This window comes from Pseudoxanthomonas winnipegensis (genome assembly GCF_030322905.1).
In the GTDB taxonomy this organism is placed as follows: domain Bacteria; phylum Pseudomonadota; class Gammaproteobacteria; order Xanthomonadales; family Xanthomonadaceae; genus Pseudoxanthomonas_A; species Pseudoxanthomonas_A winnipegensis.
The window spans coordinates 2,240,985-2,258,051 of record NZ_CP095475.1 but is presented as its reverse complement, the minus strand read 5'-3'; the positions used below and the strand labels follow the sequence as shown (position 1 = coordinate 2,258,051).

General features: G+C 63.1%; 17 protein-coding genes and 1 pseudogene. 11 read left to right on the top strand and 7 right to left on the bottom strand.

Features of this window, described 5'->3' with window-relative positions:
- Positions 1–16 precede the first annotated feature (16 nt).
- Positions 17–418 (bottom strand): mercury resistance transcriptional regulator MerR, encoded by a 402-nt coding sequence (gene merR, locus MWN52_RS10020; protein WP_286574520.1) that lies wholly within the window; start codon positions 416–418, stop codon positions 17–19.
- 68 nt (positions 419–486) lie between these two features.
- Here merR and merT point away from each other — a divergent pair, with 68 nt between their 5' ends.
- The 8 genes from merT (at position 487) to MWN52_RS09980 (ending at position 8,118) form a co-directional block, all read left to right on the top strand.
- Positions 487–837 (top strand): mercuric ion transporter MerT, encoded by a 351-nt coding sequence (merT, locus tag MWN52_RS10015; protein WP_130518329.1) that lies wholly within the window; start codon positions 487–489, stop codon positions 835–837.
- A 45-nt stretch (positions 838–882) separates the two neighbouring features.
- Positions 883–1,164, top strand: coding sequence for a mercury resistance system periplasmic binding protein MerP (merP, locus tag MWN52_RS10010; protein ID WP_130518331.1), 282 nt, complete (start codon positions 883–885; stop codon positions 1,162–1,164).
- Positions 1,165–1,180: 16 nt separating this feature from the next.
- A complete protein-coding gene (locus MWN52_RS10005; protein ID WP_130518333.1) occupies positions 1,181–1,396 on the top strand; it encodes a GDCCVxC domain-containing (seleno)protein in 216 nt (71 codons plus the stop codon).
- A 92-nt stretch (positions 1,397–1,488) separates the two neighbouring features.
- On the top strand, positions 1,489–1,869 hold the full coding sequence (locus MWN52_RS10000; protein ID WP_130518335.1) for a hypothetical protein: 381 nt from the start codon (positions 1,489–1,491) through the stop codon (positions 1,867–1,869).
- A 72-nt stretch (positions 1,870–1,941) separates the two neighbouring features.
- Entirely contained in the window at positions 1,942–3,234 is a 1,293-nt protein-coding gene (locus tag MWN52_RS09995; RefSeq protein ID WP_130518337.1) for a TolC family protein, read from the top strand.
- The gene (locus tag MWN52_RS09990) at positions 3,231–4,475 is read left to right on the top strand and encodes an efflux RND transporter periplasmic adaptor subunit (protein WP_235872351.1); all 1,245 of its coding nucleotides are present in this window, start codon (positions 3,231–3,233) and stop codon (positions 4,473–4,475) included. Before MWN52_RS09995 ends, MWN52_RS09990 begins: the two co-directional genes overlap by 4 nt.
- Positions 4,472–7,627 carry an efflux RND transporter permease subunit gene (locus MWN52_RS09985; protein WP_130518339.1) on the top strand — a complete coding sequence of 1,052 codons (3,156 nt, stop codon included), beginning with the start codon at positions 4,472–4,474 and terminating at the stop codon, positions 7,625–7,627. The genes MWN52_RS09990 and MWN52_RS09985 overlap by 4 nt, the downstream gene beginning before the upstream one ends.
- Before the next feature lie 104 nt (positions 7,628–7,731).
- A complete protein-coding gene (locus MWN52_RS09980; protein WP_235872352.1) occupies positions 7,732–8,118 on the top strand; it encodes a copper-binding protein in 387 nt (128 codons plus the stop codon).
- A gap of 476 nt (positions 8,119–8,594) precedes the next feature.
- On the opposite strand, the gene MWN52_RS09975 is transcribed toward MWN52_RS09980, so the two are convergent.
- The 6 genes from MWN52_RS09975 to MWN52_RS09950 form a co-directional block, all read right to left on the bottom strand.
- The gene (locus MWN52_RS09975) at positions 8,595–9,317 is read right to left on the bottom strand and encodes an RES family NAD+ phosphorylase (RefSeq protein WP_130518341.1); all 723 of its coding nucleotides are present in this window, start codon (positions 9,315–9,317) and stop codon (positions 8,595–8,597) included.
- Between the two features lie 12 nt (positions 9,318–9,329).
- The gene (locus MWN52_RS09970) at positions 9,330–9,857 is read right to left on the bottom strand and encodes a Mov34/MPN/PAD-1 family protein (protein ID WP_130518343.1); all 528 of its coding nucleotides are present in this window, start codon (positions 9,855–9,857) and stop codon (positions 9,330–9,332) included.
- Positions 9,847–11,655: a ThiF family adenylyltransferase gene (locus MWN52_RS09965; protein ID WP_130518345.1), complete on the bottom strand. Its 1,809-nt coding sequence runs from the start codon at positions 11,653–11,655 to the stop codon at positions 9,847–9,849. Before MWN52_RS09965 ends, MWN52_RS09970 begins: the two co-directional genes overlap by 11 nt.
- Entirely contained in the window at positions 11,603–12,880 is a 1,278-nt protein-coding gene (locus MWN52_RS09960) for a nucleotidyltransferase domain-containing protein (protein ID WP_130518347.1), read from the bottom strand. The genes MWN52_RS09965 and MWN52_RS09960 overlap by 53 nt, the downstream gene beginning before the upstream one ends.
- Positions 12,881–12,889: 9 nt before the next feature.
- Positions 12,890–14,077, bottom strand: coding sequence for an HNH endonuclease (locus tag MWN52_RS09955; RefSeq protein ID WP_130518349.1), 1,188 nt, complete (start codon positions 14,075–14,077; stop codon positions 12,890–12,892).
- 156 nt (positions 14,078–14,233) lie between these two features.
- A complete protein-coding gene (locus MWN52_RS09950; RefSeq protein WP_130518351.1) occupies positions 14,234–14,605 on the bottom strand; it encodes a tyrosine-type recombinase/integrase in 372 nt (123 codons plus the stop codon).
- Positions 14,606–14,799: 194 nt separating this feature from the next.
- Here MWN52_RS09950 and MWN52_RS09945 point away from each other — a divergent pair, with 194 nt between their 5' ends.
- From MWN52_RS09945 to MWN52_RS09935, 3 genes and pseudogenes are all read left to right on the top strand, one after another.
- Positions 14,800–15,261 carry a hypothetical protein gene (locus tag MWN52_RS09945; protein WP_130518353.1) on the top strand — a complete coding sequence of 154 codons (462 nt, stop codon included), beginning with the start codon at positions 14,800–14,802 and terminating at the stop codon, positions 15,259–15,261.
- Between the two features lie 271 nt (positions 15,262–15,532).
- Positions 15,533–16,564, top strand: a pseudogene (locus MWN52_RS09940) (DHHA1 domain-containing protein); the annotation flags it as partial.
- A gap of 133 nt (positions 16,565–16,697) precedes the next feature.
- Positions 16,698–17,006, top strand: coding sequence for a hypothetical protein (locus MWN52_RS09935; RefSeq protein ID WP_286574512.1), 309 nt, complete (start codon positions 16,698–16,700; stop codon positions 17,004–17,006).
- Positions 17,007–17,067: the final 61 nt, after the last annotated feature.

The window sequence follows — 17,067 nt, the reverse complement described above, 5'->3', positions numbered from 1 at the left end:
ACGGCTTCGGTGCACATCAGTGCAACGCCGCAATCAATGGGCACGACACCTTGCCGCGCTGGCGGCTGCAAGCCGTCACCAATTGCGACAACGCGGATTCCATGCGCTGCAAGTCCAGCAAGCGGGAACGCACGTCGGCGAGGCGCGCAGTGGCTAGGTCGGCTGCTTCCCGGCAGTGAGTGCCGTCGTCCAGCCGGAGCAACTGGACGACCTCATCCAGGCTGAACCCAAGACGTTGGGCAGATTTGACGAACTTGACCCGGGCGACGTCGTCGGCACCGTAGAGCCGGACGCCGCCATAAGGCCTCTCGGGCTCGGCCAGCAGTCCCTTTCGTTGGTAGAAACGGATCGTCTCCACGTTGACATTTGCCTGTCTGGCCAGGGCGCCGATGGGAAATTGCTCGGGGGACGCGGGCACAGTCTTGACTCCGTACTTAGGTACGGCCATAACCTTAGCGCATCGTGATACTGGGCAGAAGGTCGGTGGTGAACCAACAAGGAAACGGTCGGGGCGCCTTGGTGATTGGAGGCCTTGCTGCTGTGCTGGCCTCCACCTGCTGCCTGGGACCGTTGGTGCTGGTCTTGCTCGGCATCAGCGGCGCCTGGATCGGCAACCTGACCGCGTTGGAACCTTATCGGCCATGGTTCATCGGCATCGCGCTGATCGCGTTGTTCTTCGCGTGGCGAAGGATCTACCGCCCACTCCAGACCTGCGCGTCCGGCGAGGTCTGCGCAACACCACAGGCACGCACTGCCTACAAAGTGTTGTTCTGGCTCGTGGCGGTGCTGGTGCTGGTGGCATTCGCGTTCCCGTATGCCATGCCGCTGTTCTACTGAGCCAGTTAAATTGCTAGCCCAGACCTAAATTCAAAGGAGAATCCCGTGCGAAAGCTCATCGCGCTCGTCCTTCCGATCGCTCTGCTGTCCACCCCGGCATGGGCCGGGCCGCGGACCGTCAAGCTGACCGTGCCGGGAATGACCTGCGCCACCTGTCCGATCACGGTCAAGAAGGCCTTGCAGAAGGTCGATGGCGTCATCGACGCCAAGGTCACTTGGGAACCCAGGGAGGCGACGGTGACCTTCGATGATGCCAAGACCAATCTCCGCGCTCTGACCGAAGCCACCAGGAACGCTGGCTATCCCTCGACGGCGATAACGCCGTAACGAGCGGCCACCATCCATGTCTTCCATGATCGAGTTGCAGAGCACGCTGACGTGTCCACACTGCGGGCACCAGGCGATAGAGACCATGCCGACGACGGCGTGCCAGTTCTATTACGACTGCTCGGCTTGTGGCGAGTTGCTGAAGGCGGCACCGGGGGACTGTTGCGTCTTTTGCTCTTACGGCACGGTGCCGTGCCCGCCCATCCAGCAGCAGAGGCCCTGCTGCGGATAACGCGCCAACGCTGACAAAAGGGAACTTTTCATTCCGGATTGCGTCCATGAACCCGACCGCCTGATCCACCGACGGAGGAGTACCATCCGCCCATGACCCGCCGTGCCCGCCAGCGCCTGCGCATCGCCCTCGTGGCGGTGCTCTGTCTGCTGTTCCAGCAGGTGGCGTTGGCGTCGTACCTGTGCCCGATGGAGCAGATGCCGGTCGAAATGACGACCATGGCTGAGGACTGCGCCGAGATGGGCATGCCGAAAGCGCAGGACAACCCGATCCTGTGCGCGAAGCACTGCAGTCCCGACCAGAGCGTGGCAGCCGATTCGGCCAAGCTGTCGGTGCCGGCGCTGGCGATCACACCGCTGGCGTATCCCCCGGTCCTTGCCGAGCCCGTCTCGCATGTTGCCGTGCAGTCCGAAGTTTTCGTGGCCGGTGCCGACCCGCCGCCTCGACTCCGGTTCTGCAGTCTCCTGATCTAGACCCCGAAGCGACCTGACCCTCGCCCGGCGCTTTGCGCTGGCTGCTCGTTTGGCTGTCGTTTCGGAGGTTTTATGCCTTGTCGTTCCTTTGCTGGCGTCATCGGCGGTGCGTTCACACGCGCTGCCGGTCGATCCCTGCTCGTTGCACTGTTCGTCGTCCCGTGGATCGCTGCTGCGGCTCCTGCTGACGTGTCCCTGCAAGAAGCCATTCGCCGCGCCACCGAGCACGCGCCGATGCTTGAGGCACGCCGCGCTGCGGTGGACGCCGCCCAGCAGGAGTCCTATCGCGCCGGGGCCTTGCCCGATCCGATGCTGTTCTTCGGCATCGACAACTTGCCGATCACTGGCAACAACGCGTTCGATACGCGCGTCGATGACATGACGATGAAGAAGATCGGCCTGCGCCAGGAGATTCCTGCACGCGCCAAGCGTAAGGCGCAACGCGAATTGGCCGGACGCCAGATCGATGAGGCACAGGCCTTGTCCGAGGCCGAAGGGCTGACGGTGCGGCAGGCCGTCGCCGACGCCTGGATCGACCTGTGGGCGGCTCAGAACACTGCATTCACCCTACAACGGCTGCGCGAGCAAGCGAAGCTCGCGGCCAAGCTGGCCAAGGCCCGCTACGCCGGCGGTGGTGGATCGGCCGCGGACACGCTGGCTGCCGAAGCGGCCGTGCTGGAACTGGACAACCGCATCGAGGAAGCCCGTTCCATGCAGGCTGTGGCGCAAGCGGGATTGGCGCGCTGGCTGGGCGAACCGGCGATCGAAGCAAGCAAGGACATCCCGGACTTCAGCGTCCTGCCGGTGTCCGAAGCGCAGTTGCTGGACAACATCGAGCATCTCGGTCCGCTGCTCGCGGCCAATGCGAAGGTGGAGTCCAGCGCCGCACAGGTCGATGTCGCTCGCGCCGAGAAGCGTCCGGACTGGAGCGTCGCCGCTTCCTATGGCCAGCGCTCCGGTGGTCGCGACGACATGCTGATGCTGGAGGTTGGTATCGGATTGCCGCTGTTCGCGCGCAACCGTCAGGACCGCGGTGTGGCTGCCCGCCAGGCCGACTATCAGGCAACGCTGGCGACGCGCGAAGATCTGCGTCGGCAGGAGGCTGCCCGCATCCGCGCTGATGTCGCACGCTGGGAGGGACTCAAGCGCCAGGTCGCCTTGCACGAACAAGGCCTGCTCCCGCTGGCGCGCGATCGCAGCACAACGGCGCTGGCGACTTATCGCGCCGGCGGCGAACTGCAGCCGTGGCTCGATGCCCGGCGCGATGAACTCGCCATCCATCTCTCCCATGCCGAGCATCTCGGTGAACTGGGCCGCGCCTGGGCGGCGCTGGCCTTTCTGCTGCCGACGGAGGCGCAGCCATGAACAAGATTCCTAGACTCGCGACAGGCGTCGCGGTGGCCATTGCCCTGCTGGGCGCCTTGGGGCTGGGTTACTGGTGGGGGCACTCGCGCAGCGCCCGCGCCGATGCGATGTCGCCTACGAATGCCACTACGTCTGGCGAACGCAAACCGCTGTACTGGTACGACCCGATGGTGCCCGACCAGCATTTCGACAAGCCGGGCAAATCGCCGTTCATGGACATGCAACTGCTGCCGAAATACGCCGACGAAGCCAGTGCGGGCGGTGTCGCCATCGCACCGGGCGTGCAGCAAAACCTGGGCCTACGGACGGCGGTGGTGAAGCGCGGGCAATTGGCCTCGGACATTCGCGTGCCCGGCACGCTGGGTTGGGATCTGCGTCAGGAACGCATTGTCAGTGCGCGGGTCGATGCCATCGTCGAACACCAGTTCGTAAAAACGCCCTTCGAAGCAGTGCGCGCCGGACAACCGTTGGCCAGCCTGATTGCGCCAGTCTGGAGCACGGCACTGGCCGAAGCGCAGGCGCTGCGCCAGGCGGACTCGGCGTCCGCGCGGGCGCTGCAATCGGCGGCAAGCCAGCGTCTGCACGCGTTGGGCATGCCCAGCGGAGCGGCACGCAGCGGACGCATCGTCCTATCGTCGCCGGTCGATGGCGTGGTCAGCGAGATCGGCGTGCGCGAAGGACAGAGCGCACCGATCGGCACGCTGTTGTTCCGTATCAACGGCAACCGCAGCCTGTGGCTGGAAGCGGCGGTACCGCAGGCCGTCATTGCCGGCATTGAAACGACTACGCCGGTCGAAGCGAGCGTCGATGCACGGCCCGGAGAAACCTTCCGTGGTCGCGTCGAAAGCGTGTTGCCGCAGATCGACGCCGGCAGCCGCACCCAGCGCGTGCGCATCGTGCTGGACAACCCCGAGGGGACGCTGGCACCCGGCATGTCCGCGCAGGTATCGCTGCGGCCAACTGCGCCGGTTGAGCAGCCGCTGGTGCCGAGCGAAACGCTGATCGGCATGGGTGCGCAGGCACGGGTGATCGTGCAGGACGACAAGGGCGCCTTCCATCCCGTGGCCGTGCGCACCGGTCGCAGCGCCGACGGCATGACCGAGGTCGTGTCGGGCCTGCGGGGCGGCGAGAAGGTCGTGGTCTCGGGCCAGTTCCTGATCGACTCGGAAGCCAGCCTCTCCGGCGCACTGGAACGCCTGAATGCAGGCGACAAGGCCGAATCGCCGGGGCGGCAACCATGATCGCCCGGATCATCCGTGCCTCGATCGCCAATCGCGGCTTCGTGCTGGTCGCCGCCTTGGTGCTGGCCATTGCCGGCATCTGGTCCCTCTCGCGCACGCCGTTGGACGCCTTGCCGGACCTGTCCGATACGCAGGTCATCATCCGCACCGAGTGGCCGGGGCAGACGCCGCGGATCGTCGAGGACCAGCTGACCTATCCGCTGACCACGACGATGCTGTCGGTGCCTGGGGTCAAGGCGGTACGCGGCTTTTCGTTCTTCGGCGATTCGTTCGTCTACGTGCTGTTCGACGACAACACCGACTTGTACTGGGCGCGTTCGCGCGTGCTCGAATACCTGAGCCAGGTGCGCGACCGCCTGCCGGCGCAGGTCAGTCCTTCGCTCGGACCCGATGCGACCGGCCTAGGCTGGATCTACGAGTACGCACTGGTGGACCGGACCGGGAAGCACGATCTGGGACAGTTGCGCGCCTTACAGGACTGGTTCCTGCGCTATCAGCTCAAGACCGTTCCTGATGTGGCCGAAGTCGCCAGTGTGGGCGGCATGGTCCAAGCTTGGCAGGTCACACCCGATCCGCTGGCGCTGGCTGCACGCGGCATCACCATCGCGCAACTGACTGACGCGATCCGCGATGCGAATGGTGCCACCGGCGGCTCGGTGATCGAACAGGGCGAGGCTGAAGTCATGGTGCGCAGCGAAGGCTATCTGCGCACGCGCGAGGACTTCGAGAACGTCCCGGTCGCGACCGGCGCAGACGACGCGCCGGTGCTGTTGCGCGACATCGCCAGCGTGCAGCGCGGGTCGGCCCTGCGTCGCGGCATCACCGAACTCGATGGCGAAGGCGAAGTCGCCGGTGGCGTGATCATCCTTCGCTCTGGCAAGAATGCGCTGGCAGCGATCGACGCGGTCAAGGCCAAGTTGCAGGAACTGAAAACCAGTCTGCCGCCGGGCATCGAGATCGTACCGACCTACGACCGCTCCGGGCTGATCCGCGAAGCCGTGCGCAACCTGACCCACAAGCTGGGTGAGGAATTCCTCGTCGTCGCCCTGGTCTGCGCGCTGTTCCTCTGGCACCTGCGTTCGTCGTTGGTGGCGGTGATCACCTTGCCGCTGGGCGTGCTGGCGGCCTTCGTCGTCATGCATGCCCAGGGCATCAGCGCGAATCTGCTGTCGCTGGGCGGCATCGCGATTGCCATCGGCGCGATGGTTGATGCGGCGGTGGTGATGATCGAGAACGCGCACAAGCATCTGGAGCATTTCCGCGATGCGCATCACCGTGAACCTGCCGGCGAAGAGCGCTGGCGGTTGATCGCAGAATCCGCCAGCGAAGTGGGGCCCGCGCTGTTCGTCAGCCTGCTGGTGATCACGCTGTCGTTCGTGCCGGTGTTCGCGTTGCAGGCGCAGGAAGGCCGACTGTTCTCGCCGCTGGCCTACACCAAGACCTATGCGATGGCGGCGGCGGCGGGACTGGCGATCACCCTGATCCCGGTGCTGATGGGTTATCTGGTTCGCGGGCGCATCCGGTCCGAACGGGACAACCCGATCAACCGCGGCCTGATCGCGTTGTATCGGCCTGTGCTGGAAGCGGTGCTGCGTTTTCCCAAGGTGACCTTGCTGGCAGCCGGCTTCGTGCTGGCGCTGAGCCTGATCCCGCTGCTGCGTCTGGGCAGCGAGTTCATGCCGCCGCTGGAGGAAGGCACGCTGCTATACATGCCGACCGCGCTGCCCGGCCTATCGGCGGGCAAGGCTGCCGAACTGCTGCAGCAGACCGACCGCATGATCAAGACGGTACCGGAAGTGGACCATGTGTTCGGCAAGGCCGGGCGCGCAGAGACCGCCACCGATCCGGCCCCGCTGGAAATGTTCGAGACCACGGTGACGTTCAAACCGCGCAGCCAGTGGCGTCCCGGCATGACCCCTGAGAAGTTGCGCCGGGAACTCGACGCCGCGGTGAAGGTACCGGGCCTGACCAACCTCTGGGTGCCGCCAATCCGCAACCGCATCGACATGCTAGCCACCGGCATCAAGAGTCCGATTGGGATCAAGGTATCGGGGCCGGACGTGGAGGTGCTTGCCAAGCTCAACGAGCGCATCGAACAGGTGGCACGTGGTGTGCCCGGCGTCAGTTCCGCGCTCGCCGAACGCATCGCCGGTGGCCGCTATCTAGACGTAAAGATTCGTCCCAGCATCGCCGCACGTTACGGCTTGAGCCAGGCCGATGTGCAGCGGCTGATTGCCACGGTGGTCGGCGGCGATCCCATCGCCGAAACCATCCAGGGCCGCGAACGCTATCCGGTGGTGCTGCGATATCCGCGCACCTTGCGCGATTCGCCTGCTGCGCTGGCCCAGCTTCCACTCATCGCGTCGGGCGGCGCGCAACTGACGCTGGGGCAGGTGGCGGAACTGGGCTTCAGCGAGGGTCCGCCGATGTTGCGCAGCGACGATGCACGCCTGAGCACCTACGTGTACGTGGACGTCGCCGGTCGCGATCTCGGTTCGGTGGTCGGCGATCTACAGAAAGCGGTGGCGAAGGAAGTACCGATGCCGGCCGGCTATGCCGTGGGCTGGTCCGGCCAATACGAATACCTGCAACGCGCCCGCCAGCGATTGCAGTGGGTGGTACCGGCCACGCTGGTGATCATCTTCGGCCTGATCTTCCTGGTGTTCCGGCGTGCGTCCGAGGCGGCGATCATCATGCTCAGCTTGCCGCTCGCACTGGTCGGCGGCCTGTGGCTGATCTGGGCGATCGGCCATGCGGTGTCGGTGGCCACGTTGATCGGTTTCATCGCGTTGGCGGGCGTCGCGGCCGAGTTCGGCATCATCATGCTGCTGTACTTGCGCCACGCTTGGGAGCGTCAACTCGCCGTCAATCCCGAAGCCGGTGAAGCTGAACTCGATGCAGCCATCCGTGAAGGCGCGGTGCAACGTGTGCGCCCGAAGGCGATGACAGTAGCGGTGATCCTGGCCGGTCTGCTGCCAATCTTGATCGGCAGTGGCGGCGGTTCCGAAGTCATGCAGCGAATTGCCGCGCCGATGGTCGGCGGTATGTTGAGCGCGCCGTTGTTGTCGATGCTGGTGATTCCGGCCGCCTATCGGTTGTTGCAGCGTCGGCGGCTAACGCGCCAAAGCAAGCCAGCGGGGCATATCCAATGAGCCTGCTGTCGCTTTTCATACGGTTTCAGATCCGCGCGCGTGCAGGCTGCCGCGCCATGGGTCTTTTTTCATGCAGCCAATTCCCAACCCACAGGACCACTCTCATGAAAATCCTCGCCGCATTGTTCGCCACCGTCCTGCTGGCCGCCTGTTCGTCGCCACAAAGCGAAGCGGCCAAGACAGCGGAGCCGGCTGCGCCTGCACAGCCTGCAGCATCGAGTTCAGCTTCACCGGCCTCGGCACCCATGGCCGACATGCCTGCCGGCACCTCTGTGGCCTCCGCCTCAGGTAAAGTCGAAGCCGTGGACATCACCGCCGGCACCGTCACCATCGCCCATGGCCCAGTCGAGGCATTGAAGTGGCCAGCGATGACCATGACCTTCAAGGCCGGCAGCGTCGATATCAGTGGTTTGAAGTTCAACGACCAGGTGGATTTCGAGTTCACTTCGACCGGCATGGACGGCACGCTTACGAAAATCACACGAGAGTGATCATGACTATGAAGCCGCGTCAGGAGCGACTGGCGCGGTTGTTGGTTCTGGTTAGGCATATATGCATGAGTCGCTGTCTGCTTTTGGCCAGCCATGACAAGGCGCGGCAGTCCGACAGCAGTGATTGCCTCAGGCGGTATAGTGCCCCCATCTGAATGGAGTCTTGGGCATGAATCAATGTGACCCCGACTTGTTGGCAGCTTTGCCAGAGTTATCGGATGACGAGAAGCATCAGCGGATACTGCTCGGATTGGCCGATGCGGAAGCTGGTCGACTAATCCCTCACGAAACAGTGATCTTGTGGGCAGCATCACTGCTTGACTCAGGTGACACCAAAAATGGCACCAAATATGGGGGGCTCACTTCTGGGTGGTCAAGAGGCCGTAATGCCGCCGATCAGTACTGGTGAGTTGATCGCTTCGAATTAGCCAATCTCATTTGTATGCGCAAGTGAGCATGTCCGTAGTTGATTAGCGTCACACTACGATTGTCATGGTTTTGGGAGGGTGCGAGGTATCCACCCATTTTTCCCAGTCCCCGCAATTAAACAGCACGACATTGCGGTAGTGGTGATCGGGATCCCCGCGCACGCCGGGAACAATCATTCCATCAATCCCAAGTGACCGAACCACATCGGCGAGCTTCTGGCTTGTTTCATACGGCGTGTCCAGGCGCTCTGCTCGATCGAATGCCAACTGCAGTGCGGCATGTATGCTGGTATCCGATAAGTCAACGACCGAAAGCGAGTCGACAGGGTGATAGCGGGCGTAGTAGAGGTGATTTGTATCGTCTTCGCTTCGCCCCATTTCGGCTTTCAGTCCGAACAGATCCGCGCTCAGATATAACGCCGATTGCCCGACTCTGTTGTAACGCCCTTTGGAGAGGTTCCCTGGTGGCGGCCCAAATTGGAGCGGACTTGTCGGAGGCGTCGCACGAGGAAAGAAGCGTGCACGGTAAGTCGCTGAAACATCGCACCTTGGGAGATCCCGAACCAACTCCTGCACCAGTTTCAAGCCAAACACCGACCCAATGTCGATGCGCCCGTCCAGCCAACTATTGACCAGTCTTTCGCAAACTTGCTCTTCAGCAGTAAACGAATTGGACACTCTGCCCGTGTGAGCGCGCCAGACCGATGTTCCGATTTCTGGATTTGGGGAATCGCGAAGCACCCCTCTGATGAATTCGAGCGTCGAGCCCATATCGCGAAAACCTTAGGAGCGGTCTGGATAACGAATTTGTGGGTCGGTATCGACAACGGGAACAAGCAGGGATGGCGCTGGTTCGCCGTTTGAGACTAGGGCGACACACACGCCCGTCGTGCTGCGATCTGTTCCAACGATGACTGCGACCAATTTGCGCAATGCGATGCCGCCCCCTTGCAGGTTGCGATGGAATGCAGCGAGGTCGCGCGCCGAAGGCCGTGGTGTGCGTTCTGGATGCGTATGCCAGTAGCCAATAAAATGCAGGCCGCGCGAGAAGCGTTCCGCTATTTCGTCCAAGCATCGTTGATGATCCAATTCGAGCCAATTCCAACCCGCACGGTCGTTCGGATGAGGACTGGTCGCGTCAACAATCTCAAGCCGACCGTCGGTTCCGATCGATTCGGCAAATAGCACGCCTCCACGTTCTCGTTGCCACAGTTGTTGGCGCGAATCATCGAACAAGCGCAGTACAGACGGCGCAATTGATACCGTCAGGCAGCTATTCGGATCTCGGTACTGCCAAAAATCAGGAAGCATGGGGAAGGGGGAGTGCTATAACGCTTGCACGGGTATTGGTGGGTGGAGCGTCAATCCAAGCACCTCCAAGACGACTGAGCGTCGCACCATCGCCCAACCAAATGCGGTGTTCATCGCATGAGGCGGGTTCTAGCAATACATCGATGGCGTGTTCCACGATCAGGCCAGCAATATGCTGCAGTCGGTTGAAGGTGCCAGGTTGGTGGCTCGCGGCACACCCCGGCAATGCCCACGCCACTTCCGGCCAATGTGTCCGCCGCCGGATGGACAAACCGTCTTGATCGAAGAGAGCCGCCAGCCGACGCTCCCCTGAGATGTCGACCGCGGAGTGACCCGCCAGCGCATGTGGCTCGGCCCAACTCAAGAGCAGCGGAATACTACGATCTGCCAGCGTATTCATCGCATAGCGCTCTGCCGGCCAGTCTGCCGCAGTGCATATGACCAGGTCGGTATTCTCCAGGGCGGTCGCCGACGGTGGATCTTGGATGCGATACGGCATTGGGCGCACGTTCAAATGCGGCAATTGGTCGCGGAGGTGTGACGCCAACGCTTGCGCCTTCCCCTGACCCAGGACCTTCGCGTCGAGGACATGTCTTCCCAGATTGGCCGGCTCCAATTTCTCAGGGTCGACTAGCGTCAAATGTCCGATGCCCGCATGTGCCAATGCCTGCGCGACCAGTCCACCCAATGAGCCGCATCCAATCAATGTCACGCGTTTGCGCATTAGCGCGATTGCTTCGGCGTCGAAACTGCGGCCATGGATCCAGGCAGGATCCGCGCGTTCGATGGATTGGACACGAACGCGCCAGGCATGTGCTGCCACACGTTGCCACTCCCGCTGCTGTCGCTTTTGGTCACGCTGGTGGGCGGGGCGAACCGCTGTCGGTGGGTTGGGGGCGAGCTCCAAGGCCGCGACCACTTGCGGGCATGCACCCCGTACCGCGACAACGATCCAGAACGGGGCTGGTTCCGGCCTTCGCAGATATTGGTCGAGCATCGCCAATGCGTTGCGCGACTCGGCCAGCAACTTGCGCACGTCATCGAGTGTCTTAGGCGCCCCAATGGGCGCCTGCGTGAGGGAGACGAACAATGCCCCTTCATCCGTGATGTCGGCTTTGGGATCACCAAGCACCTCTCGCCATGAGTGCAACGAAGCAGAGCTCGACCCGAGGAGCAGGCTGGACTGCTGCGTGCCACGATTCAGCACAACGCATGTTGCCAATGCGGTCGTCTCGCTCGAAGGAGGCGTGACGAGAAGGCCTTGCCCCTTTGCACGATAAGACCCTTCCACGCGCTGAGCCCAGTAACTCAGCCATTCACGCGCAAATTCCGCTTCACGTCGTCCGGCATCCGCATCAACCCCCACTAGGGCAAGAATGTCCTGGATGCGCTCGAGGCAATGATCGATTTGTGCCTCAGGCGTGTATGCCACTGGAGCGAGGGCCTCCGGCCATAGGCACAGATGTCCATCGGACTCGGCATGCGGCCATTCCAAAAATGCCACGGGATGAATGAATGCTTGGACAGGCTCCGCAGGAAACTGCGGCGGCAAGATCAGTCGCAACTCGCGCGATTGACCGAGATAGTCCATCGGCAGGGGCAAGGACCACCCATGGGACGCACCCCGCACCGCCTTGTCGATGACGGCGCGGGGGAGGGGGGCGAGTACACCTGCACGCCCGAAGTGGCGCTCCAGTTGGGCGTGCGCCCGCGCAGGCGGGAGCCCTGTCGCGGCGGCGGGCCCCTCAGCCAAGGCGGCCCAACGATTTGGGTTGCGCAGCTTGCCGCGGCTCTGCATCGCCCAATCCGCGGAACGTCGCGCCCACTACGCCTGCTTTGCGCAAGCGTTCGGCCGTGGTGTCGTCCAGCCCCGGCAGCGGATGCCCCAAGCCGGCCTCTTCCAGAAGGAAGCTACGGGTTTGCTTGCGCGCTTCTGGGCCAAACGCGGCCAGCACCTCTTCCTCGAAGGCGCGTTCTTCGCTGAACGCCGCAAACCCAAGTCCGACGGCGCTCGCGAGCTCGCCGTGCCATTTTTCGAACAGTGCAGCATAGGCAGGATCGCGATTCCATTTCTCGGCGAAATTTTCGGCTCTGCGTCGCGGGTTGCACAGCCTCCATTCCGAGCCGGTGCGACCATCTTCGTCAAACTGATTGGGCATGCGCGTGATGATTTCCCGAATGGCCTGCAGCGCCGTCAACGGTTGTTTCTGCGAAAGCTCCGCGACCTCCTTGTAAGCCTTGGCCGCCAACGTGGTGATGACGACTGAAATTGGCACGGGAGCTTCAGCACCATGGCGCTCGCGAAAGACGTCGCGATGCCGCTTCATCAACTTGACCGTTGCCCGCAATGGATCGAAGGCATTGATGGCCTCGTGGCTCGGCAGTTGTTCGGCGTCCGCCCGCTTTCGCGCTTCGGTGAATGAGACAGTTCCCTGTTCAAGGAGGATGGGTGTCTCGCTGATATCGTTGAACCAGTCCGCAAAATCCCGAGGATTGGTCGGATGCCAGTCCGCCTGTTTGTAGTCGGGCACCTCCAATGGCCCCCAACCCTCGTCATCATTGTTGCCATTGCTTGCAATGGCCGGGGTGACGTCGAGATGCGCCGGAAGGCTTGCATCGGCGTAATGCACCGTGACGCAGCGATTGCGCCGTTCGACGCCGCCCTGGGTTCGGGCCCGCGCTTCGAGCTCGGCATGCAAGGTCTCGAGGAGTGCACGCGGTGTCAGTGCCGTTTCCTGGAGCAGCAGGATCGCATCGACATCAATCTCGCCCTTGCCCAACGCACGCACCACAGTGCGCGTCAAAAACGAGCCCTGCGGAAACACATGCCCATCCGCCAACTCAGGGTCATCCGGTTCGATCAGGATCTCGCTGATCGCGTTGTAATGGCTTTCGATGCGCTCGTAGTCCGATGCCGGAACCGAAACGGCCTCCACAATCTCCAGCAACAGTTTTTCCCAAGCCACTTCTTGCGGCGAAGCACGGCGTGTGGGGAACGTCGAAGTGGTCAAACCGTCGTACATGAGTGTCTCCTACGCGGACGAGGGGAGGGGGAGGGTGAGCGCTGGATGAAACAGGCCATTCGGTCCTTCGGCGTCGTAGACCTGAATGGGAAAGCTGACCTTTGGCTTGATGGCCATACCAAACGCCACGGCCAAGGACGCAGGCATCGCCGGGAACACATGGATCGACACAGTCTTCGGCAACAGTGTTTCCAGTCGCGCGATCACCCCCGCGACTTCAATCCGAAATGCGTCGATCGTCGCCGCGCACTGCACGAGATCCAGCTTCGGCAAATCGACAGACATGTGAATAATCGCGGGGACTTCCCCGGGGAATGCGCTGCGCACGCGGTCGAGATCAATCGTGCCGGACAATGAAAAGACCAGCGCCACTGGGGCATCCAGTGTGTCCGGCCAGTCGACACGGAACTCGCTGGCGGGCGCGTCATTCGCCGGAAACAGCCAACTGTGCGCGTAGCGATCCCACTGGAAGGGATAGAGTTCGGCGGCGTGGCCAAGCGCGAAACCCAGCGCCATCAATGCCGGCATGTCGGCCAGTCCAAACAAGCCGATCGTGGATCGCCCTTGGCCTTGCATCTGCAGTTGCCCGACCTGCTTGCGGACTTCCGTGACGACGTGGCGCCAGTATTCGGGGCTTTGAGGTGTGTAGCCGCTCGCATCGACACGAAGTTCGAACGGCTTTTCCGTGAGGACGAGTCCCCGTTGGAGCGCGGCGAGGGGGATGGTATTCGCACTTCCCGCGACGACCTGCCGACCAATGACGCCCAGGTAGTGGAGCGCGATTGCAACGCGTCCGTGGCTATGCCGACCGGCCACGCGAATGACCGCTTCATGTTGCCGCTTCCACTCGGCAAGCATGGCTTCCGGGTAGTCCTGTTGCCAGCCAGGCTTGTCGACCAAGGTGTGGCAGGTGGGGCAGAGCAGGATCAAATTCTCCGGATCATCGGAGAGCTGCGGCGAGCGCGTGGCATCGCCGCGCGGTCCATCCTGGCTGGCCGCGACGTTATGGGCCAACTCGCCGAAGGGACGGGTCTTGAAGAAGACCGGATCCTCGTAAAGGATGCTGTCGCAACCGGGGCGCGCGCAGATGCCCCCACTGCGCGCCCAGACGGCGCGCTGGGTCGCTGACGAAAGCTCCTTTCGCCTGCGTGAGGTCCGCGACGGTTTCGCCGTCGATCCCGTTGAAGCTCCGCTCATAAGCCCCTCATGGAGTGCTAACACCCCTGAGCCTAAGAGCACCCGGTCGCATGTCGTGCGACGCTTACAACCCCAACCCTTGGGTGCAGATCGGCCCAGCTCCACTGCATATAGGGATGCGTGTCACGCTTTTCAAGGGTGTCGCGGGATCGCGTGCTATTCCGGGCGGGCAGATTTCGGCATGACTTCGCTTGAATCGGCGCGGAGCAGGTCGGTGCCTCGGCTGCTGAGCAACGTGGCGGCCTGGAAATACCCCATGACCGTGGCCAAACCGCGATGTTCGGTCAGCGCCATGACCTCGCCGAGCGGCACCCCTTGGCGCCCGGCCTCGGTGACGAACCCGGAGCGCAGGCTGTGCGCCGCCCAGTCGCCGGACACGCCGGCGAGGCGGGCGCGCCGTTGCACGATGCGCGCGACCTGATCCGCGGTCAGCGCGGTGCGCCCGACGCGACCGCCCCGGAACAGGCGGCGGAAGAGGGGGCCGTCCTGCAGTTGCGCCGCCGCCAACCAGGCCTGCAGGGCGATCACGGCGTCGCCCTTGAGCGGCTTGCCCGCGCGACAACGACGGAACTACAGCCACACTGTCAGGCGCTACAGACCACAGTCGACCTGACTGCTTTTGAACCAGGTGATCTCCCGGATTGGTTAAAAGATGCCGAAATTGAAGCGTTCTATCTACGCGCTATAGGCGAGCGGATAGTGCCGGCCCCACAGGGGTTGCAGTGAAGACTTTGCCGTTCGAACTCCTCGCTGAACAGATAGCCGCAGACTTCGTGCATCACATGTTCCCGAGTTTTCGCATACCAGGCTTTCTGACCTGCCCTGATGATCTATGTGCCCAAGCGGTGCTTGCCGCGGTTGAACGCGCGGCTATTGCCAAAGGAGTTTCCATGGAGGTAATTGATTTGCGGCCAGCGCCCGCTGAACTCCTGGATGCGGTGACCCAACGGCTGTGCGGGTTCGAGGGCCAACGAGTAAGAAATCAGGCGCCCGCGGTGCAGGTATTGGCGCTGGATGGGTTCGACCTGCTGGAAGGGCCGAGCCATGATGGACCGACTTACCCGTTCCGCTCGCAGTTCCAGTTCGACGAAGACTTTCGCTGGCTCTTTCTAGGGCGCGACTGGCGCCGGCTCCGACGGCTGTTTGGCAGCTACCGGCTCCCCCCTGTATCACGCGGCGTCTGACCTTACGCCTGAGCCTTGGCGAACGTAAGAAGGGGTAGGGTGCCTGAGTAAGGGGCTGCTCTAAGCCGGGTTATGTGTCCCCTTCCGACGGCAGCACATGGCTGCTAGGGTTGATGCGAGTTGTTAGTTCGCCTTCTTCTCGCACGATGCGCCAAGGCCAAAAGTGCACAATTAAGGGAATATCTAAAGTGTTCGGCTTGACCTCCTATCAGCGGTTAAAGGCGCTTAAATTTGTCAAAACTCGAAAAAGTGTCCAGACGGGCGCCGCGCCCTAGCCGACCTGGTGCCGCTGGATGCCAACAACCGTGCGCTGGTCGCCGCCGGCCTGCGCCGGCTGCGGGCGGGGCAGGGTTGCGCCGGCCTGCGGGCGCTGATCGAGGTCTGCGGCCGCCGCGTCGAGACGCTCAGCGCCGCCGATGTCGGCTTCGCCGTCGCACCGCGTCTGAACGCCGCCGGCCGGCTGGAGGACATGGCGCTGGGCATCGCCTGCCTGCTGTGCGACGAGGACGGCCCGGCGCGCGAGATGGCCGGCGTGCTGCACGCGATCAACGCCGAACGCCGCGGCGTGCAGCAGCAGATGACCGATGCGGCCGAGGCCGCGCTGTCCAAGGTCGCCGCACTCGATGGCGAGGTGCCGATCGCGGTGTGCCTGTTCGATGCCGACTGGCATCCGGGCGTGGTCGGCCTGGTCGCCTCGAAGATGAAGGATCGCGTGCATCGCCCGGTGATCGCCTTCGCCCCGGCCGAGCCCGGCAGCGACGCGCTGCGCGGGTCGGCGCGCTCGATCCCCGGCTTCCATATCCGCGATGCGCTGGCGGCGGTCGATGCCCAGCATCCGGGGCTGGTGCAGAAGTTCGGCGGTCATGCGATGGCCGCCGGCCTGAGCCTGGAGCGCGCGCAGCTGCCGGCGTTCGAGGCCGCCTTCCACGCGTACGCCGCCGCCACGCTCGATGCCGCGCTGCTGCAGGCCGAACTGCTCAGCGACGGCGAGCTGCTGCCGCACGAGTTCGACCGCGCCCACGCCGAGGCCCTGCGCGACGGCGGGCCGTGGGGGCAGGGCTTCGCCGAGCCGCTGTTCGACGGCGTGTTCGAGGTGATCGACTGGCGGCCGATCGGCGAGCGCCATCGCAAGCTGGTGCTGCGCTGCCCGCAGCGCAGCAAGCCGCTGGACGCGATCCACTTCAACGGCCTCACCCGCGAACCGCCACCCCCCCGACTGCACATCGCCTATCGCCTGGCCCCGGACGACTATCGCGGCGGCGACGCGATCCAGCTGATCGTCGAGCACTGCGTTCCAGCCTGAACTTTCCAGGTGCTCGTTCAGGGAAACGGCTAATCCAGGGAGAACACTTGGATTATCCGATTTCCGCTTGTCGCCGTGACGGCCAAGTGCTAGAAAAAAGACGGGAATTGTTCCCGCACAAGGAGAGTTTCGGATGAAGAGCTATACGGTTGGAGCTGGGGTTATCATCGCCGTTCTGCTGTCGTTCGCTAGTTCGGAAGCAAGTGCGTCCTGCGAGAGTATCTGTACTCACCAGTATCAACTCTGTATCAGCGACGGTCACCCGGCGTCGCAATGTTCTGCCGAACGCACCCAGTGTCTGAGCGAGTGTGCGGGCGGAAGCGGCATTTCCGCCGGAACCAGAATGAATATCAAGGATCAGAATGGCCAAGAGATCGTCCTTGGTCAGAGCCATCCGACGAGTTTGTTTCCAAAGCAGTCCAAGCCAGACGACAAGGCCTGAGGATCAAGAGAAAGAGGGCGCCGGCTTCGAGCCGGCGCCTTTTTGTTTCATTGCTTGACAA